General features: G+C 68.1%; 25 protein-coding genes and 1 tRNA gene. 13 read left to right on the top strand and 13 right to left on the bottom strand.

The window, feature by feature from the left end; all coding sequences use genetic code 11:
- Positions 1-75 precede the first annotated feature (75 nt).
- Positions 76-903 (bottom strand): undecaprenyl-diphosphate phosphatase, encoded by an 828-nt coding sequence (locus LSI54_RS10905; protein WP_241478368.1) that lies wholly within the window; start codon positions 901-903, stop codon positions 76-78.
- A gap of 145 nt (positions 904-1,048) precedes the next feature.
- Positions 1,049-1,372: a primosomal protein gene (locus tag LSI54_RS10910; protein WP_241478369.1), complete on the bottom strand. Its 324-nt coding sequence runs from the start codon at positions 1,370-1,372 to the stop codon at positions 1,049-1,051.
- Positions 1,373-1,515: 143 nt separating this feature from the next.
- Between LSI54_RS10910 and LSI54_RS10915 the strand changes: the two genes are divergently transcribed.
- Positions 1,516-1,734 carry a DUF5703 family protein gene (locus tag LSI54_RS10915; RefSeq protein WP_241465073.1) on the top strand — a complete coding sequence of 73 codons (219 nt, stop codon included), beginning with the start codon at positions 1,516-1,518 and terminating at the stop codon, positions 1,732-1,734.
- Between the two features lie 90 nt (positions 1,735-1,824).
- Here LSI54_RS10915 and LSI54_RS10920 read toward each other — a convergent pair whose 3' ends face one another.
- Both LSI54_RS10920 and LSI54_RS10925 read right to left on the bottom strand, forming a co-directional pair.
- A complete protein-coding gene (locus LSI54_RS10920) occupies positions 1,825-2,985 on the bottom strand; it encodes an acyl-CoA dehydrogenase family protein (RefSeq protein WP_241464512.1) in 1,161 nt (386 codons plus the stop codon).
- Between the two features lie 95 nt (positions 2,986-3,080).
- On the bottom strand, positions 3,081-4,415 hold the full coding sequence (locus LSI54_RS10925; RefSeq protein ID WP_446740382.1) for a M20/M25/M40 family metallo-hydrolase: 1,335 nt from the start codon (positions 4,413-4,415) through the stop codon (positions 3,081-3,083).
- A 594-nt stretch (positions 4,416-5,009) separates the two neighbouring features.
- Between LSI54_RS10925 and LSI54_RS10930 the strand changes: the two genes are divergently transcribed.
- Positions 5,010-5,201, top strand: coding sequence for a hypothetical protein (locus LSI54_RS10930; RefSeq protein ID WP_241478370.1), 192 nt, complete (start codon positions 5,010-5,012; stop codon positions 5,199-5,201).
- Positions 5,202-5,250: 49 nt separating this feature from the next.
- Here the strand turns inward: LSI54_RS10930 and LSI54_RS10935 are convergent, their stop codons facing one another.
- The gene (locus tag LSI54_RS10935) at positions 5,251-6,480 is read right to left on the bottom strand and encodes an FtsW/RodA/SpoVE family cell cycle protein (RefSeq protein WP_241478371.1); all 1,230 of its coding nucleotides are present in this window, start codon (positions 6,478-6,480) and stop codon (positions 5,251-5,253) included.
- Positions 6,481-6,782: 302 nt separating this feature from the next.
- Between LSI54_RS10935 and LSI54_RS10940 the strand changes: the two genes are divergently transcribed.
- The 3 genes from LSI54_RS10940 (at position 6,783) to LSI54_RS10950 (ending at position 8,991) form a co-directional block, all read left to right on the top strand.
- Positions 6,783-7,526: a hypothetical protein gene (locus tag LSI54_RS10940; RefSeq protein ID WP_241478372.1), complete on the top strand. Its 744-nt coding sequence runs from the start codon at positions 6,783-6,785 to the stop codon at positions 7,524-7,526.
- A gap of 62 nt (positions 7,527-7,588) precedes the next feature.
- Positions 7,589-8,182 carry a TetR/AcrR family transcriptional regulator gene (locus LSI54_RS10945; RefSeq protein WP_241478373.1) on the top strand — a complete coding sequence of 198 codons (594 nt, stop codon included), beginning with the start codon at positions 7,589-7,591 and terminating at the stop codon, positions 8,180-8,182.
- Between the two features lie 32 nt (positions 8,183-8,214).
- Complete coding sequence (locus LSI54_RS10950) at positions 8,215-8,991, top strand: maleylpyruvate isomerase family mycothiol-dependent enzyme (protein WP_241478374.1); 777 nt, start codon at positions 8,215-8,217, stop codon at positions 8,989-8,991.
- Positions 8,992-9,066: 75 nt separating this feature from the next.
- Here the strand turns inward: LSI54_RS10950 and LSI54_RS10955 are convergent.
- A tRNA-Leu gene (locus LSI54_RS10955) sits at positions 9,067-9,151 on the bottom strand.
- A 107-nt stretch (positions 9,152-9,258) separates the two neighbouring features.
- A complete protein-coding gene (locus tag LSI54_RS10960) occupies positions 9,259-10,350 on the bottom strand; it encodes a lipoate--protein ligase family protein (RefSeq protein ID WP_241478375.1) in 1,092 nt (363 codons plus the stop codon).
- A 277-nt stretch (positions 10,351-10,627) separates the two neighbouring features.
- On the opposite strand from LSI54_RS10960, the gene LSI54_RS10965 reads away from it, so the two are divergent.
- Entirely contained in the window at positions 10,628-11,158 is a 531-nt protein-coding gene (locus tag LSI54_RS10965) for a pyruvoyl-dependent arginine decarboxylase (protein WP_255727100.1), read from the top strand.
- Positions 11,159-11,198: 40 nt separating this feature from the next.
- On the opposite strand, the gene LSI54_RS10970 is transcribed toward LSI54_RS10965, so the two are convergent.
- From LSI54_RS10970 to LSI54_RS10985, 4 genes are all read right to left on the bottom strand, one after another.
- Positions 11,199-11,876, bottom strand: a complete 678-nt coding sequence (locus tag LSI54_RS10970; RefSeq protein ID WP_241478376.1) for a hypothetical protein — start codon at positions 11,874-11,876, stop codon at positions 11,199-11,201.
- Positions 11,877-11,994: 118 nt separating this feature from the next.
- Entirely contained in the window at positions 11,995-12,252 is a 258-nt protein-coding gene (locus LSI54_RS10975) for a type B 50S ribosomal protein L31 (protein WP_036474713.1), read from the bottom strand.
- Positions 12,253-12,462: 210 nt separating this feature from the next.
- Positions 12,463-13,389: a sulfite exporter TauE/SafE family protein gene (locus LSI54_RS10980; RefSeq protein WP_241476256.1), complete on the bottom strand. Its 927-nt coding sequence runs from the start codon at positions 13,387-13,389 to the stop codon at positions 12,463-12,465.
- Positions 13,389-14,237, bottom strand: a complete 849-nt coding sequence (locus LSI54_RS10985; protein ID WP_241478377.1) for an ABC transporter ATP-binding protein — start codon at positions 14,235-14,237, stop codon at positions 13,389-13,391. Before LSI54_RS10985 ends, LSI54_RS10980 begins: the two co-directional genes overlap by 1 nt.
- 48 nt (positions 14,238-14,285) lie before the next feature.
- On the opposite strand from LSI54_RS10985, the gene serB reads away from it, so the two are divergent.
- The 7 genes from serB (at position 14,286) to pgl (ending at position 24,136) form a co-directional block, all read left to right on the top strand.
- Positions 14,286-15,278, top strand: a complete 993-nt coding sequence (gene serB, locus LSI54_RS10990; protein ID WP_241469765.1) for a phosphoserine phosphatase SerB — start codon at positions 14,286-14,288, stop codon at positions 15,276-15,278.
- Positions 15,279-15,407: 129 nt separating this feature from the next.
- Positions 15,408-17,570: a transketolase gene (gene tkt, locus LSI54_RS10995; RefSeq protein ID WP_446740429.1), complete on the top strand. Its 2,163-nt coding sequence runs from the start codon at positions 15,408-15,410 to the stop codon at positions 17,568-17,570.
- 69 nt (positions 17,571-17,639) lie between these two features.
- Complete coding sequence (gene tal, locus LSI54_RS11000; protein ID WP_241464498.1) at positions 17,640-18,761, top strand: transaldolase; 1,122 nt, start codon at positions 17,640-17,642, stop codon at positions 18,759-18,761.
- A gap of 221 nt (positions 18,762-18,982) precedes the next feature.
- The gene (locus tag LSI54_RS11005) at positions 18,983-20,632 is read left to right on the top strand and encodes a glucose-6-phosphate isomerase (protein ID WP_241478379.1); all 1,650 of its coding nucleotides are present in this window, start codon (positions 18,983-18,985) and stop codon (positions 20,630-20,632) included.
- 170 nt (positions 20,633-20,802) lie between these two features.
- On the top strand, positions 20,803-22,272 hold the full coding sequence (zwf, locus tag LSI54_RS11010) for a glucose-6-phosphate dehydrogenase (protein ID WP_241465072.1): 1,470 nt from the start codon (positions 20,803-20,805) through the stop codon (positions 22,270-22,272).
- Positions 22,273-22,282: 10 nt separating this feature from the next.
- Complete coding sequence (locus LSI54_RS11015; RefSeq protein ID WP_241478380.1) at positions 22,283-23,245, top strand: glucose-6-phosphate dehydrogenase assembly protein OpcA; 963 nt, start codon at positions 22,283-22,285, stop codon at positions 23,243-23,245.
- Between the two features lie 72 nt (positions 23,246-23,317).
- On the top strand, positions 23,318-24,136 hold the full coding sequence (gene pgl / locus LSI54_RS11020; protein ID WP_241469769.1) for a 6-phosphogluconolactonase: 819 nt from the start codon (positions 23,318-23,320) through the stop codon (positions 24,134-24,136).
- Between the two features lie 136 nt (positions 24,137-24,272).
- Here the strand turns inward: pgl and secG are convergent, their stop codons facing one another.
- Positions 24,273-24,524 (bottom strand): preprotein translocase subunit SecG, encoded by a 252-nt coding sequence (secG, locus tag LSI54_RS11025; protein ID WP_241464494.1) that lies wholly within the window; start codon positions 24,522-24,524, stop codon positions 24,273-24,275.
- Between the two features lie 70 nt (positions 24,525-24,594).
- A complete protein-coding gene (gene tpiA, locus LSI54_RS11030; protein ID WP_241476261.1) occupies positions 24,595-25,419 on the bottom strand; it encodes a triose-phosphate isomerase in 825 nt (274 codons plus the stop codon).
- Between the last annotated feature and the right edge of the window lie 22 nt (positions 25,420-25,441).

A 25,441-nucleotide genomic window follows, 5' to 3' on the forward strand; every position in this document is an offset into this window, starting at 1 on the left:
CGGCAGGTGATCGGCAGCGTTGAGCCGCCGCGGAACCCGCTGCCGGGAAGAGAGTCGTTATTGACTGAACGCCGATCAGGCGTTGATGATTCCGAGGCCCAGCATGACGTACACGAACAGGCCCAGCAGAATCCGGTAGTTCACGAACAAGGTGTAGGAGTTCGTGGAGACGTATTTGAGGAACCAGCCGATGATCAGATAGGCCACGAAGAACCCGACGACCGTCGCGACCATGGTCTGGCCCATCGTGTAGGGGCCGGTCTGCTCCCCCAGCGAGCCGAAGAGCTTGTAGAACCCGGAGCCGAAGACCGCCGGGATCGCCAGCAGGAAGGAATACCGGGCGGCGGCCTCACGGGTGTAGCCCATCAGCAGACCCGCGGTGATCGTGCCGCCGGAGCGGGAGACCCCGGGGATCAGCGCCATGGCCTGGGCGAAGCCGAAGATGATGCCGTCCCGGACGCTGAGCTGATCCAGCGGTTTGCGCTGCTTGCCGTAGGCGTCGGCGAAGGCCAGGAGCACGCCGAAGATCACCAGCATCGTCGCAGTGAGCCAGAGCGTGCGGAAGACCGATTCGATCATGTCCTCGAGGAGCAGCCCGAGCACGACGATCGGGACGGTGCCCACGATGATGAGCCAGCCCATCCGCACATCGGCGTCGGAATGGGGCAGCTTGCCCATCAGGGCGGCGAACCAGGCCTTCACGATCCGCACGATGTCACGCCAGAAATAGACCAGCACCGCGAATTCGGTGCCGAGCTGGGTTATCGCGGTGAACGCCGCGCCGGGGTCAGCGGCGCCAGGCAGGAACTCCCCCACGATCCGCAGGTGCGCGGAGGATGAGACGGGGAGGAACTCGGTGAGGCCCTGCACCAGGCCAAGAATGATTGCTTCTATCCACTGCACAGGCCGAGCTTAGAGCATCGGAGTCTGCTTGCCGGTGACCGACCACAGTGGCGAAGATCACGCGGGGCTGTGAACCCGCTGAAAGACCTCTGGAGATGCTCTGGGAGAGGACCGGGGTGCTGGGTCTGCTGGAGTCGCTGAGCGCCTAGCGCTCCTCGTCCTCCTCGTAGACCTCTGCCTCGCCGTCGTCGTCTTCTTCTTCTTCGAGCTCGTCGTCGCTGTCATCGTCGTCGTCGTCATCGTCGCTGTCGTCCTCGTCGCTGTCGTCCTCGTCGTAGAGGTCCAGCGGGGTGACCTCGCCGCTGGCGGCGAAGAGCGCGTCTTCGTAGGCTTCGAAGGCGTCGGAGATCTCGTAGAACGCGGACTCCACTGCCGGATCCTCATTCCCACGGCGGTTCAGCGAGGCGGAGAGGTGCTCTTCGAGAGCGTTCGTCAGCGCGTTGAGTGCCACGCGAGGATCCATAGTCATATGCTCACCGTACCAACGAGACACCACTTCGGTAAGTCCTGGTTGAGACCTCGGATCGAGACTCTGTCCGACGTAGGCTGAAGCTTCTCCACGAAAGTGACGGTGAACCTCTGATGACCCAGCAGAACTGGTGGTCCCAGCCCATGGCCGAGCTCTACACCACGACCGACGACGCCGGCCCCACCTGGGAATACATGGTCATCACCTGCCAACCGCAGGAGTCGCTGAAAGAGGTTCGCCGCCGGGTCACCGACCACGCGGAGTACGGCAAATGGGAGCTGCGCCGCTCCATGATCTATACCGGCGGAATGCGTCGATACTGGCTGCGCCGCCGGGTGATGCGGGTCCAGCGCACGCTGTAGGGCAGTCAGGTGGTGACGCGGCCCGGAGGTCGGCTCAGCGCAGGCCGGTCTCCGCGGGCCGGTCAGCACAGGCCGGTCAGAGGGGGCGGCTCAGAGCGGGCCGAGGGTGTAGTTCGCCAGCGTCCGGTGCGCCGATTCGTCGTCGGAGGGGTGGTGGATCCCGGCGAGCACGTCGCGGTAGAGCCGGCTGAGCTCGGACTCGCGGTGGTACTGCGCTCCCCCGCTGACTCCCAGGACCAGGTCCAGCACCTTCCGCGCGGTCCGCGTGGCGCTGGTGCGCAGCGCCGCCAGCCGGGGCGACCAGGAGGCGCCGTGCTCGGCTCCTGCTTCGATCTCTGCGGCGAGTCCGCGCAGCTGAGAATCCAGGGACAGCTGGGCCAGCTGAGCCTCGGCCAGCTTGTACCGGGCGTCGGGGTCCCGGTCCATGGTCTCCCCGCTGAGCAGCGAGCGGCGCTGGGCCACCAGCTCCGCGCCCAGGGTCAGCGCGCGGTCCCCGATCCCGGTGTAGACCGCGGCGAGCAGGGTCAGGAACGAGGAGAAGATCGCGAAGACCAGCGGGTCCGGGTTCGGTCCCACCGGGAGCCGTCGCACGATCCGCTCCGCCGGGATCCTGGCCCCTTCCAGGGCGGTGGCGTGGGACTGGGTGGCGCGCATCCCGAGGGTGTCCCAGTTCTCGATGGTGCGCCAGCCCGGGGCCTCGCGCTCGAGGAACCCGAAGATCAGCGGGGTCTCCCCCTCCTGCCCGGTGGCGGCGGTGTCCTTGCCGAAGAGGCCCAGCCGGGTCCAGACCGGGGACAAGGTGGTGAAGATCTTGGTGCCGGTGAAGCTGACCGCGCCGTCGTCGTCAAGGACTGCCTGGGTCGTGGAGTCGAAGAGCACCGCGTCGTTGCCGGCCTCGGAGATGCCGAAGGCGAAGATCTCCCCGGCTGCGGCCTCCTTCAGCACCTGCTCGAAGGCGTCGTGCCCGCCGGCGACCATGCTGCGCGCCACGGACACCCAGATGTGGTGCATGTTCACCGCGAGCGCCGTGGCCGGTGCGGCGGCCGCGAGCCGACGCTGCGCGGCGACGAGGGTCGGCAGGTCCCAGTCGAGCCCGCCCATCTGCGCCGGGACCATGGCCCGCAGGTACCCGGCCTCGGTGAGCTCGGCGAGGTCCTCGTGGCAGAACTCGTTGCGGGCGTCGTATCCGGGGGCGCGGGCGGCGATGCGCGCCAGCAGCTCCGGGCTCAGCACGGTGGTGACGGGGTCCATGGTGCGCTCCTGCGGTGGGGGCTCGGGTGTTGCTTGGAAGGTGATGTGCCGGCGCGCAGCTCAGGGCCGTCCGCCGGGGTCGTCTGCTGCGGTACTTACTGGACGGCGAGGAAGCGGTGCAGCACGCGGACGCCGAAGGTCAGCGCCTCGGTGGGGACCCGTTCGTCCACGCCGTGGAACATGCCGGTGAAGTCCAAGTCGGCGGGGAGCTGCAGCGGGGCGAAGCCATAGCCGGAGATCCCCAGCGAGGCCAGGTGCTTGTTGTCGGTGCCGCCGCCGAGCATGTAGGGCAGCACCACGGCCTCGGGGTCCTCGGCCTTCAGCGAAGCGACCATCTGTTCGACCAGCAGCCCGGAGAAGGGGACCTCCAGCGAAGGCCCGCCGTTGAGCAGCTCGAAGCTGACCTTCTCCCCGGCCAGCTCCTTGAGCTTCGCGGCGACCTGGTCGTCCTGCTCCGGGAGGGTGCGCGCGTCGACCAGCGCGGAGGCGGAGCCGGGGACCACGTTGTGCTTGTAGCCGCCCTCGAGCAGGGTCGGGTTGGAGGTGTTGCGCAGCGTGGCGGAAATGAACTTCGAGGCGCTGCCGGTGGCCTCGAGCAGCTTCGAGGGGTCCTTCTCGTCGAACGGGATCCCGGTGAGCTCGGAGAGCTGCTCCATCAGTGCCCGGGTGGTCTTGGTGTAGTCCAGCGGCCATTCGTATTCGCCGATGGCGGCCACGGCCGCGCCGAGCCGGACCACGGCGTTGTCGCTGTGGACGGCCGAGCCGTGCCCGGCGGTGCCGGAGGCGGTCATCTTGGTCCAGTGCAGCCCCTTCTCCCCGGTCTGGATCAGGTAGGCGCGCTGGCCGGCGACGTCGGTGGAGAACCCGCCGACCTCGCTGATGGCCTCGGTGGCCCCGTCGAAGACCTCGGGGTGGTGCTCGACCATCCATTTCGCGCCGAACCTGCCGTTGTCCTCCTCATCGGCGAAGAAGGCGAAGATCAGGTCGCGCTGGGGCTGGTGGCCCTCGCGGTGCATCCGCAGCATCGCGGCGAGGATCATCGCGTTCATGTCCTTCATGTCCACAGCGCCGCGGCCCCAGATCATCCCGTCACGGATCTCCGCGGCGAAGGGGTCGACCTGCCAGTCCTCCGCCTGGGCGGGGACGACGTCGAGGTGCCCGTGCACCACCAGCGCGCCGAGCTCCGGGTCGGCGCCCTTCATCCGGGCCACCACCGAGGTGCGCCCCGGAGCGGATTCGTAGATCTCCGGCACCAGCCCAGCCTGACGCATCACCGCGGCGCAGTATTCTGCGGCCTCGCGCTCCCCGTTGGACCTGCCCTCGCCCCAGTTGGAGGTGTCGAAGCGGATCAGGTCGCGGCAGAAGTCGATGACCTCGGTCTCGGCTGCTGCGGCGGGATCTGCGGGATTCGTGCCGGGGGCGATGCTCACAGGGCGTCTCCTGGGGTTGGGATTCTTCTGCCATCAGCCTATCGAGTCTGACTTGCCCAGGCCCTGTTCAGCTCGCGTGTGCTGGGCGGGGTGGGGGCTCGGCTATGCTCCGGAGATGATCATCAGAACAGTCCTCATGTGGCTCGGCCGCAAAGTCTTCCGCACCGTGCGCAGCCGTTCAGGCCGCAACCCCGGCAACCCCGGCGCAGGCACCGCCCCGCGCTGACACTTCTCTTCCGTCCCCGTTGAGGGGCGAACCTTCCCGTTGAGGGGCGGATTCTCCGACCAGTTGGGCCCGAAATGGCCCGATGCAGTCGGAGAATCCGCCCCTCAGTGCGTGGTGGTGGGTGTTCTTCTGCTCCATCACCGCGATCTGCCAAACTTCTGGATCGCCGCAGGCCCGGACCCTCTACATGGGCCTGGGTGAAGAGCATTCCTTTGACGCACGCTTCGCTGAGCTAGGTGCGACCCCCGTTGAGGGGCGGAATCTCCGGGTAGTTCACCCCAAGATCCGGGTCGAATGGTCGGAGAATCCGCCCCTCAACGCCTGGATCGGGCCTTGGGCTGCTCTGTTCTGACACCCTCGTCATCATCATGGCCAAGTCCCGCGGCGAACTCGGTCAGCTGCTGGGCCGCGAGGCGGAGATACCGGTTGATCGCTGCCTGCTCCTGGGCGGTGAAGTGGGCCGGCAGCTCATCGAGGGAGTCGAAGAGCGGCTTGAGCTAGGTCAGGATGCGGTCCACCCAGGCCAAGCGGCCCACGACGCGGCAGCGGCGAATCACTGAGGCGGCACGCCTGGCCGCGCTGGGCCAGCGGGCGAACCGACGGCGCCCCTCACCGCGCGGAACGGAGTGCGGACTGCCGGTCGAGGTGTTGGCGTCGCGCGAAGTTCAGAAGCACCCCGACGCCGAGCAGGACGCAGGTCAGCGCGGAACCACCGGCAGAGATGAAGGGCAGCGGCACCCCCACCACGGGAAGCAGACCGGTGACCATGCCGATGTTGAGGAACGCCTGACCGGCGATCCATACAGCCACGCCGGTGCCGATGAGGCGGATGAACCTGCCTTGGGATGCGGCGACCACCCGGAGGATTCCCAGCAACAGCACCGCGAAGAGTCCCAGCACCACCGCTGCGCCCAGCAGGCCGAGCTCCTCGCCGAGGATGCTGAAGATGAAGTCATGCTCTGCCTCCGGGAGGGAAGACCGGTGCCGGGACTCCCCCAGCCCGACACCCCAGAAGCCCCCTGAGGTGAGTGCAGAGAAGCCTTGTTCCCACTGCCGGCAGGGCCCGAGCGGATGATCACAGTTCAGGCGCAGCCAGGCAGAGACCCGCATCATCCGGTACGGCGTGGTCCACATCAGCAGGACCACCGCAGCCAGGGCGGCCCCCGCCGTGATGAGGAGGTATCGCTTGGCGATGCCAGCGCTGAACAGCAGGGCACCGACGATCAAGATGATGATCAGACTTGTGCCGAGATCGCCGCCCATCCAGACCAGTGTGAGCACCACGAGCGCCCCCGGCATCACGATCGGGACCAGCCAGTCAAGGAGCCTCCGGTCGCCGCTGGCTCTGCGGGTGAGAACCGTGGAGCCCCAGAGCACCAGCGCGAGCTTCGCCACCTCGGAGGGCTGACCCGTGATGGGGCCGAGCCGGATCCAATTGGTGCTCCCGCCGGCTTCGACACCCAGCGGCGTGACGACCATCAGCACCAGCAGCACGCAGGACAGCGCCATGAGCACCCAGCCGAGAGCCCCCAAGAGCTGCACCCTGACCCGGGAGACCAGCATCATCCCCAGCAGCCCGACCGCCGCCCACTCTGCCTGACCCCGGAACACGCCGGTGCTGCCCTCGGCGTCGCCGAAAGCGTTGATCGCGGTGATGGAGAACACCATGGTGAGCCCGATAGCGGTCAGCGCCAGGGTGGAGCCGAGGATCAGTGCGTAGTTGATGCGCGGGGTTCCTGCTGCGATCACCGACGACGAGCCGTGCTGCTCCTCCGCGGACCGGACATCAGACGGTTCTCGCCGAGGCGTCGAGGGGGCGTCCTCGGCATGGTGCTTCATCGGCTGCTCCGTCTCTGAACACGTGGCGAAGTCGGCGAGATGAACGGTCTGAAGTCTGTTGCCGAGACCTGCACCGCGACCGGGGAATCCGGCGCGGGTGGAGGCCCCTGCCGGGGACCGTATGACGCTAGCACACGGGCTTTTTCCAGGAGGAACCAGGTGCGCTCAAGGAGATGACGCGCAGCGCGTCGGCCAGGCGTGCCGGGCGACACGCCAGGATCGCAAGGTTTCCCCGCTCGGCTCGGCCAAGATGATTGCTCATTGTTGTTCACTTGAGAATCAGCGATATGTATGGTGTGAACATGCCTGACAGACGCTGGATTCCGGTATTCTCGACCGTCGGAGCGGCCCTGCTGCTCTCCTCCTGCGCGGCCGATGTTCCCGCCGAGAATGATCCTGCCGACGATGTCGCTGCGGCTGAGGAGCCGGCGTCGAGTTCCAGTGAGACCGCAGAGCTTGCGGCAGACACCAGCGACGAAGACGCCCCCGCCGAGTCAGATGCCGCCGGGCCGGGCACCGCGGATGCCGCTGAGGGTGACGCTGAGCATGACGCTGAGCAGCACCCCGGAGGCCAGCAGCTCATTGGCGGGCCCGATGGCGTGGAGTTCTTCTACATCTCTCCGGAGGAGGACGACGGCAGCGAGGTCTTCCATCTGCACTGCAACGACGACGAGGCGCTGGCCGCGAAAGCCGCGCACAACGACGGCGCCCAGCCTGCAGGTTGGCCGCAGGACTGGGACGGCAGCGGAGCGATGCCGGACCCGCTGTGCCACCCGGACTACCTGCAGATCGATGAGTGGGAACACCTGGAGTCCCACTTCGCCTGCTGGGAAGGAATCGAGACCTCGACGCTCGTGCGGGGCGGACAGTCCCAGGAAGAGGTCGACCAGAACCTGTGGCAGCAGTCCCAGGCCCGCGCCGACTGGGAGCCGAATCCCCCCGGGGCACCTGCGCGGAGCAGTGGGCACAGCACGACGGCGGTGACCCGGAGGACTACGCCGACCGAGGCAACGCCAACGACGGCTGAGCGGCGCCCCCTGCGTTGAGGGGCGGGGATGAGGACCCGAACCCTGGACAGGCCATACGCGCCGGTGCTTGAATCCTAACTATGTTAGGTGGAACTACGCGTGATAGGCAGGCCGAACGGCGTGAGGCCACGCAGCTCGAAATCCTCGACGCGGCCTGGTCCATGGCGCGTGAGGCCGGGCTCGCGGAGATCACCCTGCGCGGGGTGGCCGAGCGGGTCGGCATGCGCGCGCCGTCGCTCTATACGCACTTCGGATCCAAACACGCGATCTACGACGCCATGTTCGGGCAGGCCTGGGCCGAATGTCTCACGCAGTTCGAGGCCCTGCGGGACCAGGTCCCGGAGGACGCGCGCGAGGCGCTCCGGTTCATCGCGCGGAGCTTCTTCGACTTCGCCGTCAGCGACCTTCCCCGACATCAATTGATGAATCTGCGGACGATCCCGGGCTTCACCCCGAGCGCGCACAACTACGCCCCTGCCGTCGCCACGCTGGACCTCGCTCGCGAGATCTTCATTCGTCACGGCATCACGGCACAAGAGGACCTCGACCTGTTCACCGCGCTGGTAGGGGGCCTGGTGGATTCTCAACACGCCAACGATCCCGGCGGAGACCGCTTGGCTCGACTGCTCGACCGTGCCATCGACATGCTGGCCGACGACCTCGGCCTGCCCTGACTCCAGAACCACCCACTGCCTAAGGAGCAGTCATGAGCACCAAGCAGCAAGAGTTGACCCGGGAGGCCCGCCTCCCCCAGCTGGACCGCGCCCTCGCGACCCAGCTCGCCGCCACCGAATACGCGCGCATCGCCGATCTCTTGGACCAGCTCACCCCTGAACAGTGGGCCGCCCAGACCGACTGCCCCGAGTGGGATGTGCGCGCGATGGCCGGGCACATGCTGGGGATGGTCCAGATGGCGGCCTCGGTGCCCGAGATGATCCGCCAGCAGGCGACGGCCGCCCTGCGCGCACGGCGCCGCGGCGGCCTGCAGATCGATGCGCTGACCGCGCTCCAAGTCGAGAAGAACGCAGCGCTCACCGCCGAGGAGGTCGCCCGTCAGTACCGGAGGCTGAGCCCACAGGCTGTCCGCAACCGGCGCCGCTCACCGACGTTCCTGCGAAACCAGACCATGGAGGAGGAGACCGACGGGCGATGGACCTTCGGCTACCTGTTCGACGTGATCCTGACCCGCGACCCGTTCATGCACCGGATCGACATCACCCGGGCCACGGGCATGGAGATGCTCGCCACGGCCGACCATGAGGGCGTCATCGTCGACGACGCCGTCCACGAGTGGGCCCTGCGCCACGGGCGGCCCGTCGTCCTCGAGCTCAGCGGACCCGCCGGCGGGCACTGGACATTCGGCGACGGCGGGAACGCCGGCGGGGGCGGAGAGCACCTCGCCATGGACCCGTTTGAGTTCTGCCGCGTCACCAGCGGTCGCGCACCGGCGGCCGGGCTGCTCGCCACCCAGGTGCCCTTCTGAAGGAGGCAAGCAAAAGACCCCGGCCGACATGGATTGCTCCATGTCAGACCGGGGTCTCTGCTTCGTTCTCAGATGTGCGCGGAAGGGGACTTGAACCCCTACCCTCTTTACGAGGACTAGCACCTCAAGCTAGCGCGTCTACCTATTCCGCCACCCGCGCATCTTGTTTTTGCCTCAGAGGCAACGACAAGAAACATTAGCACGACGCTGAACTGGACCGCGAATCGTGGACCTCAGCCCCGTCGTCGGACTCTGTATCCTCCCAGCTCAGGGGACTCTGGCGGTCCATTCTGGAGTGCTGAACTTCTCCTTCACCAGCTGTTCGGCGCGGGCCAGCTCCTCGGGACGGATCTCGGCGATCCGCGCCCCGTACTTGGTGGCGAAGGTCTGCACGAACGCGTCCAGGATCTCCGCTCGGGCCAGCCCGGTCTGGCTGCGCAGCGGATCCACCCGCTTCGCTGCGGAGGTGATCCCCTTGTCGGAGATCTTCTCCCGCCCGATGCGCAGCACCTGGAGCATGTCGTCGGCGTTCATGTCGTAGCTCATGGTCACGTGGTGCACCATTCCGCCGCTGGCCAGTCGCTTCTGCGCGGCCCCGCCGATCTTGCCCTCGGTGGAGACGATGTCGTTGAGCGGCTTATACGAGGCGGTGATCCCGATCGAGGTCAGCGCCTCCATCGCCCAGGCGTCCAGGAACGGGTAGGAGTCGGCGAAGCTGAGCCCGTCCACCAGGGACTGCGGCACCGAGAGCGAGTAGGTGACGAAGCTGCCCTCGTCCATGTACATCGCTCCCCCGCCGGTGATCCGCCGCACCACGGTGGCGTCGAGCCGCTCGGCGGCCTCGGAGTCGACCTCGTTGACCAGGGACTGGAAGGAACCGATCACCACGGCCCGGCCGGCGTAGTCCCACATCCGCATCAGCGGCGGCCGGGTGCCGCGGCCCACCTCCTCGGTGAGGACCTGATCCAGCGCCACGTGCATCTCCACGGGCATCTGCACCGCCGGCATGACCTCCCAGTCGTGGTCCTCCCAGCGGGTGGCATGGCCCAGGGCGCGGCGCACCGCGGTGGCGACGGCGTATTCGTCGAAGCCGAACATATGGGCCTCCGCGGGCAGCTCGGCGCGCACGGATTCGGCGATCTCCTCCCGGGTGGCGCGGGTCGGCAGCCCGATCAGCGCGGCGTTGAGCGAGTCCAGCGCCTCATCGGGCTCCAGGAAGAAGTCCCCGTTGACCGAGGCGGCGGTGATGTGCGCGTCGCGCGGGTGGGTGCGGGGATCAAGGTCGGTGTGGAGGTCGACGACGACGAGCTTGCCGCCCACGACCTTGTACTCCCCGTGCTGCTGATGCGTGTCCGTCATGGGGCAATCCTATTCCTGCCGGTGATAGGGCGAGCAGGGGCAGGAATGTTTCACCACCGGGAATCACGGGGGTTCCCCCGTAGTCCCCGCGGGGGTTCGCCCATCACTGTGATGCAGGGCCGGCCTCCCGACCTAGCGTGGTCAGTGCACCGTGACAGGCGCCCCTCCGTTCCAGGGGCGCCCTGAACATCTGCGATGTCGGACCTCGGGGAGCTGCAGAGCCGACGGGCATGCGCCGTCCCCGTGATCGACAGAGCCCCACGTTTGGAGTAGATCTATGAAAATTGGCAACCGCATACCCTGTGATTACTTCGAGACGCAGGGGAAGGGTGAGAGTGATGTGACCATCCACGCGGGGTCCTACCACCTGGCACTCCACGACGCCGGGATCGAGATGGCGAACATCATGACGTACAGCTCGATCCTGCCGAAGACTGCGGTGCTGAAGGAGTATCCCGGTCGCAAGGCGATCGCCCACGGCGAGGTGATGGAGTCCATCGTGGCTGAGTTCTCGTGCGGCCCGGGCGAGCGGGCCACCGCAGGGATCATCTACGGACTGCTCCACGATGAGAACGGGGAGAAGCAGGGCGGCCTGGTGTGCGAGTTCGGCGGGGGGATGGGCGAGGAGGACGTCAAACCTCATCTTCGCGACATGCTCGATGAGCTGTACTACAACGGCTACCAGCACTTCGAGCTGAGCGGCATCCGCTACATCGTGGAGTCGATCGTCCCCTCCAAGGCCTATGGCACCGCGATCGCGGCGCTGTGCTTCATGAACTACATCTACCCGGTGGTCGCTGACGACTGAGAGCACCCGCGCAGCGGTGACCCTGCAGGACAGTTCCGGGTCAGCCAGGCTCGCACTGCGCACCGGCGCCGTCGTCGCTTCCAGCCCACACGACGCCGCCTCCGGGGCAGAGCGCCACTTCGAACGCCATCCCCTCCCGCTGGGCCCGCAGATGGCGTCCGTCGTCCTCGATCACTTCCCAGCCCGCCTCGGGCAGCGCTGCCCGATAGTGCTCGAGCACATCGACCTCTTCGGAGACCACCAAGCTGCGGTCACAGCCATCGACCCCACTGGCGCCGCCGCCGCCGAAGTGTCCGACGTGTTCGATGGAGTCGAATGCCCGCTGGGACTCACGCTCTGCAGCGGCAGCGGGTTCACCCGAACCCTCGGTCACGCATTGCGGAACGGCGTCGTACTGGGCCTCAGTCTTCTGCTGGAGCGCCACGGGGGTGAGAGCAAGCATCCCGAGCAGCATGAGGACCGGGATGGCGACGGCCGTCCACCGCATCCACGGTCGCGGTGAGAGCACCAGGGCGCACACGGCGACGACCCCGACCAGCACGAGAGCTGCTCCGGAGAGGCCGGCCGTAAATCCCCAGACCAGGCCCTCGACTGCACTATGCGTGATGATGCCGTACTCAGCCGTGAAACTGTGATGGACCAATACCCCAAGCAGCGCCAGCGCTGCCGCTGCCACGAGCAGCACCGCCGCGGCGGTGTTCCGGCCGGTCTTGGTCATGACTCATTCTAGTCGGCGTTGCGCCTCACTGCCCAGGGCCTTGAGACAGCAGCAGGGCCGCAGTCGAGGTGACTGCGGCCCTGCTGAGGATGCTTGAGACGCCAGAAGCGTGAACTGCCTACTTCTTGCCGCCGAAGCCCTTGAAGCGTGCGTTGAAGCGCTCGACGCGACCCTCGGAGTCCATGATGCGCTGCTTGCCCGTGTAGAACGGGTGCGAGGCGGCGGAGATCTCGACGTCGATGACCGGGTAGGTGTTGCCGTCTTCCCACTCCATGGTCTTCTTCGAGGAGGTGGTGGAGCGGGTGAGGATCTTCTCACCGGAGGCCAGGTCGTTGAAGATGACCGGCTCGTACTTGGGGTGGATATCAGACTTCATGGAGTGTGTCCTTTTCATCTGCCGCTGGATTTTGCCAGAGGCGTGGAACTGAGGGTGGGCCGAGTTTGGACCAACACAGCACTATATCAAATCGGCCGTGCCCCTGTCCGGCGCCGGTCGCGAAGAACCTAACCCTCCCGGGTGGTTGAGTTTTCCGGCGGGTAAGTAGTAGCCGGAAAACTCAACCACCCGGGAGGGTCAGAGGAGGGGTCAGGCGACGAAGAGGTTGCGCAGCATCACGAAAAGCGCCACCAGGCCCAGGGTGACGATGATCATTCGCAGCACCAGCGGCGAGAGGCGGCGTCCCACCCAGGCGCCGATGAGGCCGCCCAGCGTGGAGCCCACGGCGATGACCACCACCACCTCCCAGAGGATCACGCGGTCCCCGGCTTCGCGCAGCACATAGTCCACGAACACGTAGCTGATCGCGGCGGTGAGGTTCACGACGGCGACCAGCAGGTTCTTCACGCCGTTGGCCTGTTGGATGTTGGCCATCAGGAAGATCCCGAGGATGCCCATGAGCAGGATCCCCTGCGCGGCGACGAAGTAGCCGCCGTAGATGCCGGCCGCGAAGACCAGCAGCATCAGCGCCAGGCTCACCGTGGGCATCGAGGGCCTGCCCGCCGTGGGCGCGTCACCCGCACCGGATTCGGCCGGCCGGGAAGTTCCGGCAGCCCCGGAAGTTCCGGCGGCCCCGGCGTCGGACTCCCGGGCCGCGGCGCGCGCCCGGACCCAGGCCGAGAGTCTGGGCTGGGCGATGACGAAGCCCAGCGAGACCACGATCAGGATCGGGGCGACCCTCCCGAAGATCTCCTCGGGCAGGGTGATCAGCAGCGTGGCGCCGATGACGCCGCCCAGGATCGAGGCCGGCACCAGCTTCACCAGCACCGACTTCACCTGCCGGATCTCGCGCCGGTACCCCCAGGCGCCGGTGAAGTTGCCGGCGATGAGGCCCATCGCATTGGAGACCGTGGCCGAGACCGGCGGCACTCCCATGGCGACCAGCACCGGGAAGGTCACCAGGGTGCCGGAGCCGACCACCGTGTTGATCGCGCCGGCCCAGATCCCGGCCACCAGGATCAGCAGCAGCTGCGCGACGCTGAGCTCGTTCAGGAAGAAGTCAGCGAGCGCCTCCATCAACCACGAGCCTGCGACAGCCCAGCCGCCGGAGCAGCCATGGAGCCGGCCACAGCCGCCTCGGGCTGCTTCTTGAAGGCCGAATAGCGCCCGTCGCGGTGGATCAGATCAAGCTCGGTGTCAAAGGTGGTGGAGAGGTTCGCCGAGGTCATGGTCTCCTCGATCGGTCCCGCGGCGACGGTCTTGCCGTCGCGCAGCAGCAGCACGTGGGTGAAGCCGGGCGGGATCTCTTCGAGGTGGTGGGTGACCAGCACGGTGGTGGGAGCCTCTTCGCTGCGGACCAGCTCGCTGGTCCGCGCCACGAGCGCCTCGCGTCCGCCCAGGTCCAGTCCGGCGCCGGGCTCGTCGAGCAGCAGCAGCTCTGGGTCGGTCATCAGCGCCCGGGCGATCTGGACCCGCTTGCGCTCCCCCTCGGAGAGGGTGCCGAAGGGACGGTCGAAGACCGTGCCCACGCCCCACTCGTTGAGCAGCGCGAAGGCCCGGCGCTCATCGAGCTGCTCGTACTCCTCGCGCCAGCGTCCGGTGACCCCGTAGGCGGCGGTGACGACGACGTTGAGCGCCGTCTCCTGCATCGGGACCGTGGTGGTCAGCGAGTTGGAGCTGAAGCCGATCAGCGGGCGCAGCTCGAAGACGTCGACGGCGCCGAGCTGCTCATCGAGGATCTCGGCCGTACCGGTGGTCGGGAACATCCGGGCGGCGGCGATCTGCAGCAGAGTGGTCTTGCCCGCCCCGTTCGGCCCCAGAATCACCCAGCGCTCGTCCTCGTTCACCGTCCAGGAGACGTCATCGAGGAGTTTCTTGCGCCCGCGGCGCACGCTGACATTCTGAATATCGAGGACAGGGCTCATGGGCCCAACACTATCGAACCCGATGAGGCGCTATAGGCTGAACACGCTATGACTGCGCACCCTCACCATGATCTCCGCACACCTGATCTGCCCAGCCCTGATCTCCCCCACGGCACGGTGGCCATGTTGGCGGCCGCTGAGCTGGACGGGCCGCTCATCCGCTCGCTGACCCACGAGTTCTCCCGGCGCGGCGTCGTGCACAGCGTGGAGCTGCGCCAGGTCCCGCTGGGCGACGGCACCGAGGTCTCCGCCGTGCGCTGGTCCCTGACGCTCGATGACTCCGATGACTCCTACGGCTCGCAGCTGGCGGTCTCGCTGCTCGAAGACGCCGCTCATCAGCTCGAGGGCACGGTCACCCAGACGGTGCTGCCCGCCCCGCGGCGGGCCCAGCTGCACGCCGAGGACGGCCGGCTGATGCTGCTGATGGACGTGGACTCCACGCTCATCGACCAGGAGGTCATCGAGCTGCTGGCCCGCGACGCCGGCCGCGAGGCCGAGGTCGCCGAGGTCACCGAGCGCGCGATGCGCGGAGAGATCGACTTCGCGGCCTCGCTGCACCAGCGGGTCCAGGCGCTCACCGGACTGCCCGAGGGCGTGATCGATTCCACCCTCGCCGCGATCACCCCCACGCAGGGCGCCCGCGAGCTGCTCGCAGACCTGCGCCGCCGCGGCTGGCCCAGCTACGCCGTCTCCGGCGGGTTCCTCCAGGTGCTGGCTCCGCTGGCCGCTGATCTGGGGCTCACCGGCTACCACGCCAATGACCTGGCCATCTCGGCGCAGGGAACCCTGGAGGGGACCGTCCGGGGCGCCGTCGTCGACCGTGCGGCCAAGAGGGAGTATCTTGAACAGTGGTCGGCGTCACAGGGCCTGCTCCCCCGCAATGTGGTCGCCGTCGGCGATGGCGCCAACGACCTGGACATGCTGGCAGCCGCCGGAGTGGGGATCGCCTTCTGCGCGAAGCCCGCACTGGCCGAGCAGGCAGACCTGGTGATCGATCACCGCTCCTTCGAGCTCATCTCCCTGGCCCTGGGGATGGGCTGAGCTGCCCGAAGACGTCGCAGCTCCAAGACCTCATACTCGCGATCATCACGCGTGAGCATTCTGCAATGCTCTGATGATCCGCCAGGAATAGCCTCTACCCCGGTAGGGTTGAACCTGCGCGGCACAACGATGTGCGCGGCCCTCGTTGTCCACCGTCCCTCACCATCTGGAGGAAACATAGTGACCGATAATGCCGTATTCACCGATCTGGACAAGCGAGCAGTCGACACGCTGCGCGTGCTGGCCGCAGACGCCGTCGAAAAGGTCGGCTCCGGCCACCCCGGCACCGCGATGTCGCTGGCCCCAGCCGCCTACCTGCTGTTCCAGAAGGTGATGAAGCACGATCCGACCGATCCCAAGTGGATCGGCCGCGACCGCTTCATCCTCTCCCCCGGTCACACCTCCCTGACCCTGTACCTGCAGCTCTACTTCTCCGGCTACGGCCTCGAGGTCGAGGACCTGGCCGCGCTGCGCACCTGGGACTCGCTCACCCCCGGCCACCCCGAGTACGGCCACACCGCCGGCGTGGAGATCACCACCGGCCCGCTGGGCCAGGGCCTGGCCTCCTCGGTCGGCTTCGCCTACGGCCAGCGCCGGATGCGCGGACTGATGGACCCCGACGCCCCCGCCGGAGAGTCCCCCTTCGACCACACCATCTGGGTCATCGCCTCCGACGGCGACCTCCAGGAGGGCGTGACCTCCGAGGCCTCCTCGCTCGCCGGGCACCAGGAGCTCGGCAACCTCGTGGTGATCTGGGACGACAACAAGATCTCCATCGAGGACGACACCGACATCTCCTTCACCGAGGACGTCCAGGCCCGCTACCGGGCCTACGGCTGGCACGTCCAGCGCGTGGACTGGATGCAGACCGGTGACTACGACGAGGACATCAACGAGCTGCACCGCGCGCTGGAGGCGGCCAAGGCAGAGACCTCCAAGCCCTCGCTCATCGCGCTGCGCACCATGATCGGCTACCCCTCGCCGAAGAAGAAGAACACCGGCGGGATCCACGGCGCCAAGCTGGGCACCGAGGAGCTCGAGGCGCTCAAGGAGCTGCTCGGCTTCGACACGTCAGCCCACTTCGCCGTGGAGGACGAGGTCATCGACCACGCCCGCAAGATCCTCACCCGCAGCGTCGAGACCCGCAAGGAATGGGACTCCAAGTACGCCGCCTGGCGCGAGGCCCACGCCGATGAGGCCAAGCTGCTGGACCGGCTCACCGCCGGCGAGCTGCCCGAGGGATGGGAATCCCAGCTGCCGGAGTTCCCCGCCGGGGAAGAGGTCGCCACCCGCTCGGCCTCGGGCAAGGTGCTCAACGGCATCGCCGAGGTGCTGCCCGAGCTCTGGGGCGGCTCCGCCGACCTCGCCGGGTCCAACAACACCCTGCTGGCCGGCTACGACTCCTTCATCCCGGAGTCCCACTCCACCGAGAAGTTCACCGGCAACCCCTACGGGCGCAACCTGCACTTCGGGATCCGCGAGCACGCCGCGGCCGCGATCAGCAACGGCATCTCGCTGTCCACCCCGCTGCGCACCTACAACGGGACCTTCCTGATCTTCTCCGACTACCAGCGCCCCGCCATCCGGCTGGCCGCGCTGATGGGCGCGGGCTCGATCTTCGTCTGGACCCATGACTCCATCGGCCTGGGCGAGGACGGCCCCACCCACCAGCCGGTGGAGCAGCTCGCCACCCTGCGCGCCATCCCGAACCTCGATGTGGTGCGTCCCGGCGACGCCAACGAGGTGGCCATCGCCTGGCGCGAGGTGCTGCGCCGCAACGACCGTCCCGCCGGTCTGGCGCTGACCCGACAGAACATCCCCACCTACGCCCGCGGCGCCGGTGCGGCCACCGCCACCGAGTTCGGTGCGGTCGAGGGCGCGGCCAAGGGAGCCTACGTGCTCGCCGAGGCCGTCCGCGACGGTGCCGTGGTGACCCCCGACGTCGTGCTCATCGGCACCGGCTCCGAGGTCCAGCTGGCCGTGCAGGCCCGCGAAGCGCTGGCCGAGCAGAGCATCGCCGCCCGGGTGGTCTCGATGACCTGCCGCGAGTGGTTCTTCGAGCAGGACGCCGCCTACCGCGAGAGCGTCATCCCGGCCGCGGTCAGGGCGCGCGTCTCGGTGGAGGCCGCGTCCTCCATGGGCTGGCGCGACATCGTCGGTGACGCAGGCCGGATCATCGGGCTGGATCACTTCGGCGCCTCCGCCGACTACAAGGTGCTCTACGAGCAGTTCGGCATCACCGCCGCCGCCGTCACCGAGGCCGCCCAGGAATCCATCGCCGCCGCCTCCTAATCGCCGCCGCCTCCTGGAGGCACCCGGCGCGCAAAGACTCATCCATCACCTGGCATCAGGAGAACAGATATGACTGCAAACAAGAACACTCAGGCGCTCTCCGACCTCGGCGTCTCGATCTGGCTCGACGACCTCTCCCGCGAACGGCTGAACTCCGGCTCGCTGGCGAAGCTGATCGAGACCCACAACATCGTCGGCGTCACCACCAACCCGACCATCTTCGAGTCCGCGCTGAAGGACGGTGAGGCCTACGAGGCGCAGCTCACCGAGCTGGCCGCCGCCGGAGCCGACGCCGAGAAGGCCGTCTTCGACATCACCACCGCCGATGTGCGTGAGGCCTGCGACGTGTTCGCCGGGGTCTACGCCGCCACCGACGGCGTCGACGGCCGGGTCTCCATCGAGGTCGACCCCCGGCTGGCCCGCGACGCCGCCGGCACCATCGCCCAGGCCCGCGAGCTCTACAAGGCGGTGGACCGGGAGAACGTGCTGATCAAGATCCCCGCCACCGTCGAGGGCATCGAGGCGATCGCCGCGGTGACCGCCGAGGGGATCAGCGTCAACGTGACCCTGGTCTTCTCGCTCGAGCGCTACCGCGCGGTCATCAACGCGTTCATGCTCGGCCTGGAGAAGGCCCACTCTGACGGGATCGACATCTCGAAGATCCACTCGGTGGCCTCCTTCTTCGTCTCCCGCGTGGACGCCGAGATCGACAAGCGCCTGGAGCTCGCCGCCGAAGCGGGCAAGCCCGGCACCGAGAAGCTGAAGTCCCAGGCCGCCGTCGCCAACGCCCGACTGGCGCACCAGATCGCGGTGGAGACCTTCTCCTCCGAGCGCTGGCAGCTGCTGGCCGAGCGCGGCGGACGCCCGCAGCGGCTGCTGCTGGCCTCCACCGGCACCAAGGACCCGAACCTCTCGGACACCCTGTACGTGACCGAGCTGGCCGGCGCCGACGTGGTCAACACCATGCCGGAGAAGACCCTGCTGGCGCTGGCCGACCACGGCGTCGTCGAGAAGGACACGCTCGCCGACACCTACGTGGAGGCCAACCGGGTCCTCGACGGCATCTCCGCCGCCGGGATCAGCTACCGCGAGGTCGTCGACACCCTGGAGACCGAGGGTCTGCAGAAGTTCGAGGTCTCCTGGACTGGCCTGCTGGGCACCATCGATGATGGGCTCAAGCGCAACAGCTGAACCGTGCATGCCGGTCGGCTCGCACGCTGAGCTGATCATTCGACTGTTCACCCCGTACGGCGCCCGGCCCGGGCGGCGTCTTGATCCAGCAAGACTGGAGCAGAGACTCCCCCACCGGGCGCCGATCAGGGACAACAGCCACGTCAATCCCACCGGCCCCCTATAAGCGCAGATGCTGGCCAGGCTGAACCGAGGCGTTCGGCTGAGAAAGGAAGCACGTCATGAGCTCACTCTCCCTGACACTGACCGGAGCGGCCCGTCAGGCCGCCGAGAACCAGGTTCCAGGTCTGCTCGACCACGAATTCGCCTCCCGGCTGGCCGCCAAGGACCACACCCTCTGGGGTGTGGCCGCCGAGGACGAGGCCAGCAAGCGGCTCGGCTGGGTCTCGCTCTTCGAGGACTCCCGCGCGCTGCTGCCCAAGATCGCCGCGCTGCGCGAGGAGCTCGCCGCCGAAGGCCTCACCCGGGTGGTGCTCGCGGGCATGGGCGGGTCCTCGCTGGCACCCGAGGTCATCTGCGCCACCGCCGGGGTCGAGCTCACCGTGCTGGACTCCACCGACCCGCAGCATGTCGCCGCCGTGATCGGCACCGACATCGAGAAGACCGTGCTCGTGGTCTCCTCGAAGTCCGGCTCCACCGTGGAGACCGACTCGCAGCGCCGGATCGTGCAGCAGGCCATGACCGAGGCCGGGATCGACGCCGTGACCCGCACCGTGATCGTCACCGACCCCGGCTCCCCGCTGGCGAAGTCCTCCGCCGAGGCCGGGGTGCGCGCGATCTTCGAGGCCGACCCCACCGTGGGCGGGCGCTACTCCGCGCTCACCGCCTTCGGTCTGGTCCCCTCCGGCCTGGCCGGTGCCGACGTGGAATCCCTGCTCGACGACGCCGAGGACTCGCTCGCGATCCTCGCCGAGGACGACGCCGACAACCCCGGCCTGCGCCTGGGCTCCGCCATCGGCGGCACCGTCCCGCTGCGCAACAAGCTCGTGATCGTCGACGCCGGCTCCCCGCTGATCGGGCTGGGCAACTGGATCGAACAGCTGGTCGCCGAGTCCACCGGCAAGAACGGCACCGGTCTGCTGCCGGTGATCGTCGCCGACGGCGAGCCCGAGCTGCACCGCGACGTCGACGACGTGCTGATCACCCAGATCATCGATGTCGAGGTCGAAGACGGCGCCTCGGTGGACAACGACGACGCAGATCTGGTGGTCAGCTCCCACGCGGTGCGCACCGGCGGCAGCCTCGGGGCGCAGTTCATGCTCTGGGAGGTCGCCACCGTGGTCGCCGGCGCGCTGCTGAGCATCAACCCCTTCGACCAGCCCGACGTGGAATCCGCCAAGACCGCCGCCCGCGGCCTGCTCGACGCGCCCGCCCCCGAGGCCGGGGACTCCGTGACCGACGGCGCCGTGGCGTTCCGCACCCTCGGCGGGTCCGCGCTGACCGACGCCCACGCGTCGAACCTGAGCGAGGCCCTGCAGGCGCTGGTCAAGGCTGTCCCGGAGGACGGCTACCTGGCGGTCACCGCGTACCTGGACCGCACCACCGAGACCCAGCTCGAAGCCATCCGCGCCCAGCTCTCCTCGCTCTCCGGACGCCCGGTGACCTTCGGCTGGGGACCCCGGTTCCTGCACTCCACCGGACAGTTCCACAAGGGCGGGCCCCATATCGGGGCCTTCCTGCAGCTGACCACCAGCTCCAGCACCGACGTCGAGGTCCCGGACCGGCCGTTCACGCTGTCGAAGCTGATCGCCGCCCAGGCCGAGGGCGACGCCCAGGTCCTGGCCGGACACGACATGCCGGTGCTGCAGGTGCACCTCAATGACCGCACCGCGGGCCTGACCCAGGTCATCGAGACCGTGGACGCCCTGTGAACGCACCCCGCACCGGCGACTCCTCGCGCGCCGGATCCTCGCGGACCGGGTCATCGCGGACCGGGTCATCGCGCTCGAGCAGCTCCCGGAGCAGCTCCCGGGCCAAGCCGGGCAACCCGCTGCGCGATCCGCGTGACCGCCGGCTGAACCGGATCGCCGGGCCCTCGGCGATGGTGATGTTCGGCGTCACCGGGGACCTGGCGCGCAAGAAGCTGCTCCCGGCCATCTATGACCTGGCCAACCGGGGGCTGCTGCCGCCGAGCTTCTCGCTGGTCGGCTTCGGCCGGCGGGAGTGGAGTCATGAGGAGTTCGCCGCGGAGGTGCTCGAGCAGGTCAAGATCTCCGCACGCACCCACTTCGATCAGCAGGTCTGGGACCAGCTCTCCGCCGGGCTGCGCTTCGTGACCACCACCGGGTTCGACGACGACGCCGCCTATGCCCGTCTCGGGGAGACCCTGGATGAGCTCAAGGAATCGCGCGGGACCCGCGGCAATCACGCGTTCTACCTCTCGATCCCGCCGAACTCCTTCGAGATCGTCTGCGAGAAGCTCTCCTCCCACGGCCTCGCCACCGCGCAGAACAGCGTGGAGGATCCGTGGAGCCGGGTGGTCATCGAGAAGCCCTTCGGCCATGACCTGGCCTCGGCCCGAGAGCTCAACGCCGTGGTGGAGTCGGTCTTCCCGCCGGACGCGGTCTTCCGGATCGATCACTACCTGGGCAAGGAGACGGTGCAGAACCTGCTGGCGCTGCGCTTCGCGAACCAGCTCTTCGAGCCGCTCTGGAACGCCCAGTACGTGGACCACGTGCAGATCACCATGGCCGAGGACATCGGCATCGGGGGTCGGGCCAGCTACTACGACGGCGTGGGCGCGGCCCGCGACGTCATCCAGAACCACCTGCTCCAGCTGCTCGCGCTGACCGCCATGGAGGAGCCCATCTCCTTCGACGCGGAGCATCTGCGCGCCGAGAAGGAGAAGGTGCTCGGCGCCGTCCGGCTCCCCGAGGACCTCGGCGCCGCCTCGGCCCGCGGACAGTACACCTCCGGCTGGCAGGGCGGGGAGAAGGTCGTCGGGTTCTTGGACGAAGAGGGATTCAACCCGGACTCCACCACCGAGACCTTCGCCGCGCTGAAGCTGGACATCAACACCCGCCGCTGGGCCGGCGCCCCGTTCTACCTGCGCGCCGGGAAACGCCTGGGCCGTCGGGTCACCGAGATCGCGGTGATCTATAAGCGCGCCCCGAATCTGCTCTTCCAGGACCACGACGACCACGAGTTCGGTCAGAACGCCGTCGTCATCCGGGTCCAGCCTGACGAGGGCGCCACCATCCGGTTCACCTCCAAGGTGCCCGGCACCCAGATGGAGGTCCGCGACGTCACGATGGACTTCGGGTATGGCCACGCCTTCACCGAGGACAGCCCCGAGGCCTATGAACGGCTGATCCTCGATGTGCTGCTCGGCGAGCCGCCGCTGTTCCCGCGCCATGAAGAGGTCGAGCTCTCCTGGAAGATCCTGGACCCCTTCGAGGATCACTGGGCCGCCCAGAAGGCCCAGCCCGAGCCCTACGCCCCGGGCGGCTGGGGGCCGCAGTCCGCCCATGACCTGCTGGCCCGCGACGGCCGCACCTGGCGCAGGCCCTAAGGAGAATCCCGTGATCGTCGACATCGAGAACACCACCACCTCCAAGGTCTCCAAGAAGCTGCGTGAGCTGCGCGAGGACGGCGGCGTCGTCGCCCTGACCCGGGTGCTGACCCTGGTCATCCTCACCTCGAAGGACAATGCCGAGCCCGCCATCGCGGCGGCGAACCTGGCCTCCCGGGAGCATCCCTGCCGGATCATCGTGCTGGCCTCCGGGCAGGTCGCGGATGAGACCCGGCTGGATGCGCAGATCCGGGTCGGCGGCGACGCAGGCGCCTCAGAGGTGATCGTGCTGGAAGCCTCCGGCGAGCTCGCCGAGCAGACCGAGGCGATGGTCTCGGCGCTGCTGCTGCCCGACGCCCCGATCGTGGCCTGGTGGGCCGATGAGCTGCCGGAGAACGTCGGCTCCACCCCGATCGGGCGGATCGCGCACCGCCGGATCACCGATTCGGCGATGGACCCGCGCCCGCTGGAGGCGCTGCAGCGCATCTCCGCGCACTACACCGCGGGTGACACCGATCTGGCCTGGACCCGGCTGACACACTGGCGGATCCAGCTGGCCAGCATCCTGGACACTTTCGACCCCGCGGAGCTCACCGGCGTGACCGTGGAGGCCGCCGCGGACCTGCCCAGCGCGGCGCTGCTCGCGGCCTGGCTGCAGCAGGCGCTGCGGATCCCGGTCAGCCTGGTCTCCACGGCGCAACCGGTCGAGTCCGAGCTGCCGCTGACCCTGACCGCGGTCACCTTCCACCGCCCCAGCGGGGACGTGAGCCTCTCGAGGCCGCGCGGCGAGGAGATCGCCGAGCTGCGCTCCGCCGACGGACTCGTCCAAGGCGTGCCGCTGCCGGTGCGCACCCTTCAGGTGTGCCTGGCCGAGGAGCTGCGCCGGCTGGATTCAGATGAGGTCTACGGCGAGGTGCTCACCCGGGCGCTGCCGGCCACCGATCTCTCCGGCGCCTCCCCTGGATTCAACTGAGCTGCTGCGCTGTACTGACCGACATACTAGGCTCGTGGCATCAGTGACGATGCCGCGGAAGGATGCACTCCCATGACAGATTCCCCTCAGGCCGCTTCATCCCAGGCGGCGCTGGCCGCCCCGCGCACCGAGGTCTACGCCGAGAAGGACCAGCTGGTCACGGTGGTCGCCGAGCGGCTGCTCGCGGTCCTGGTCGACGCCGCACGCCACCACGGTGACGCCCATGCGGTGCTCACCGGCGGCAGCGCCGGCGTCGCCGTCCTGGCTCAGGTGGCACAGCTGGTCGCGACGCCGGGCACCGAGACTCCGCCCTGGCACAAGGTGCACTTCTGGTGGGGCGACGAGCGCCTGCTGCCCAGCGATGACCCCGAGCGCAACGCCGTGCAGGCCCACGAGGCGCTGCTCGAGGTTCTGATCGAGAAGCACGGGCTTCCCGAGGGCAACATCCACCCCATGGCCACCTCCGAAGACGCCGCAGAACCCTTCATCGGCGCGGAGATGTACGCCTCCGAGCTGCAGGGCCACAGCGCCGAGGGCGGACGCTCCGGCCTGGCGCTCCCCCGCTTCGACGTGCTGCTGCTCGGCGTCGGCCCCGACGGTCACGTCGCCAGCCTCTTCCCGGGCAAGGCCTCGCTGCACGTCACCGAGCAGGTGACCACCAGTGAGGATGAGTCTCCGAAGCCCCCACTGCAGCGGATCACGCTGACCTTCCCTGCGATCCACACCGCCGAGCGGGTCTGGATGGTCGTGGCCGGCGCGGACAAGGCCGAGGCCGCCGCGAAGGCGCTCACCCCGGGCACCGAGGTCACCGAGATCCCCGCGGTCAACGCCCGCGGTGCTCGGGAGACCATCTGGCACCTGGATCAGGCAGCCGCCAGCACACTCCGCTGACCCCTCCTCCCGGGCGGTTGAGTTCTCCGGCTACTACGTAACCGCCGGAGAACTCAACCACGCGGGAGGGGTGGGCATGAGAAAAGCCCAGGTCGACCGTGGTGGTCGAGCTGGGCTTTTCTCCTGTACGGAAGCGTCAGATGTCGGCGCCCATCGGGACGATGAGTCCCAGGGCGACGATGATCAGGCCCCAGGTCACCGCCAGGGTGATGGTCAGCCGGTTCAGGTTGCGCTCTGCCACGCCGGAGGACCCCAGGGATGAGGTCACGCCGCCGCCGAACATGTCAGACATGCCTCCTCCGCGGCCTTTATGCAGGAGGATGAGCAGGATCAGCAGCAGGCTGATCACGGCGAGGATGACCTGAAGTGTGATGGTCAGTGCAGACACAGCGACCTTTCGTGATGGAACGTGGGCGAATCAGCTACCAGGATAGCCCGGAACGGGCTCAACCCTGGCCTCAGCCCTGCGCGCCGGTGTCGATGTGCTTCTCGAAGGAGGCGATCTTGCTGAACTCGTCGGTGTCCAGGCTCGCGCCGCCGACCAGGGCGCCGTCCACGTCTGCTCCGGCGAGGATCGAGGCGACGTTCTTGGACTTCACCGAACCGCCGTAGAGCACCCGGACGGTGTCGGCGAACCCTTCCGAGTACAGCTCGGCGAGCTTCGCGCGGATCGCGGCGGACATCTCCTGCGCGTCCTCGGGCCCGGCGACCTTGCCGGTGCCGATGGCCCAGACGGGCTCGTAGGCGACGACGAGCTCGCTGAGCTCCTCGGCGCTGCGGCCGGCCACCGCACCTTCGAGCTGGGCCAGGGTGTGAGCCACGTGGTTCCCGGCCTCGCGGACCTCAAGGCCCTCGCCGACGCAGAGCACCGGAGCAAGTCCGTGGCGCAGCGCGGCGCTGAGCTTGGCGTTGAGCTGCTCATCGGTCTCGCCGTGGACCTCGCGGCGCTCGGAGTGCCCGATGAGCACCTGGGAGCAGCCCAGCTTCTTCAGGAAGGCCCCGGAGATGTCCCCGGTGTAGGCGCCGGAGTCCTGGTCGGAGAGGTCCTGGGCGCCGTAGTCGATGCCCAGCTTGTCCCCGGTGACCAGGGTCTGCACGCCGCGCAGATCGGTGAACGGCGGGAACACCGAGACCTGCACGCGGTCGTAGTCGTGGCCGGCGTCGTTGAGGGTCCAGGCGAGCTTCTGGACCAGCGCGATCGCCTCCATGTGGTCGATGTTCATCTTCCAGTTGCCGGCGATCAGCGGGCGACGCACGAAAGCGCCATTCTTCTGAGTAGTCATGGAGAGGAGTTCCCTTTCAACG

The sequence above is a fragment of the Nesterenkonia sp. AY15 genome, assembly GCF_022565855.1.
Classification (GTDB): Bacteria; Actinomycetota; Actinomycetes; order Actinomycetales; family Micrococcaceae; genus Nesterenkonia.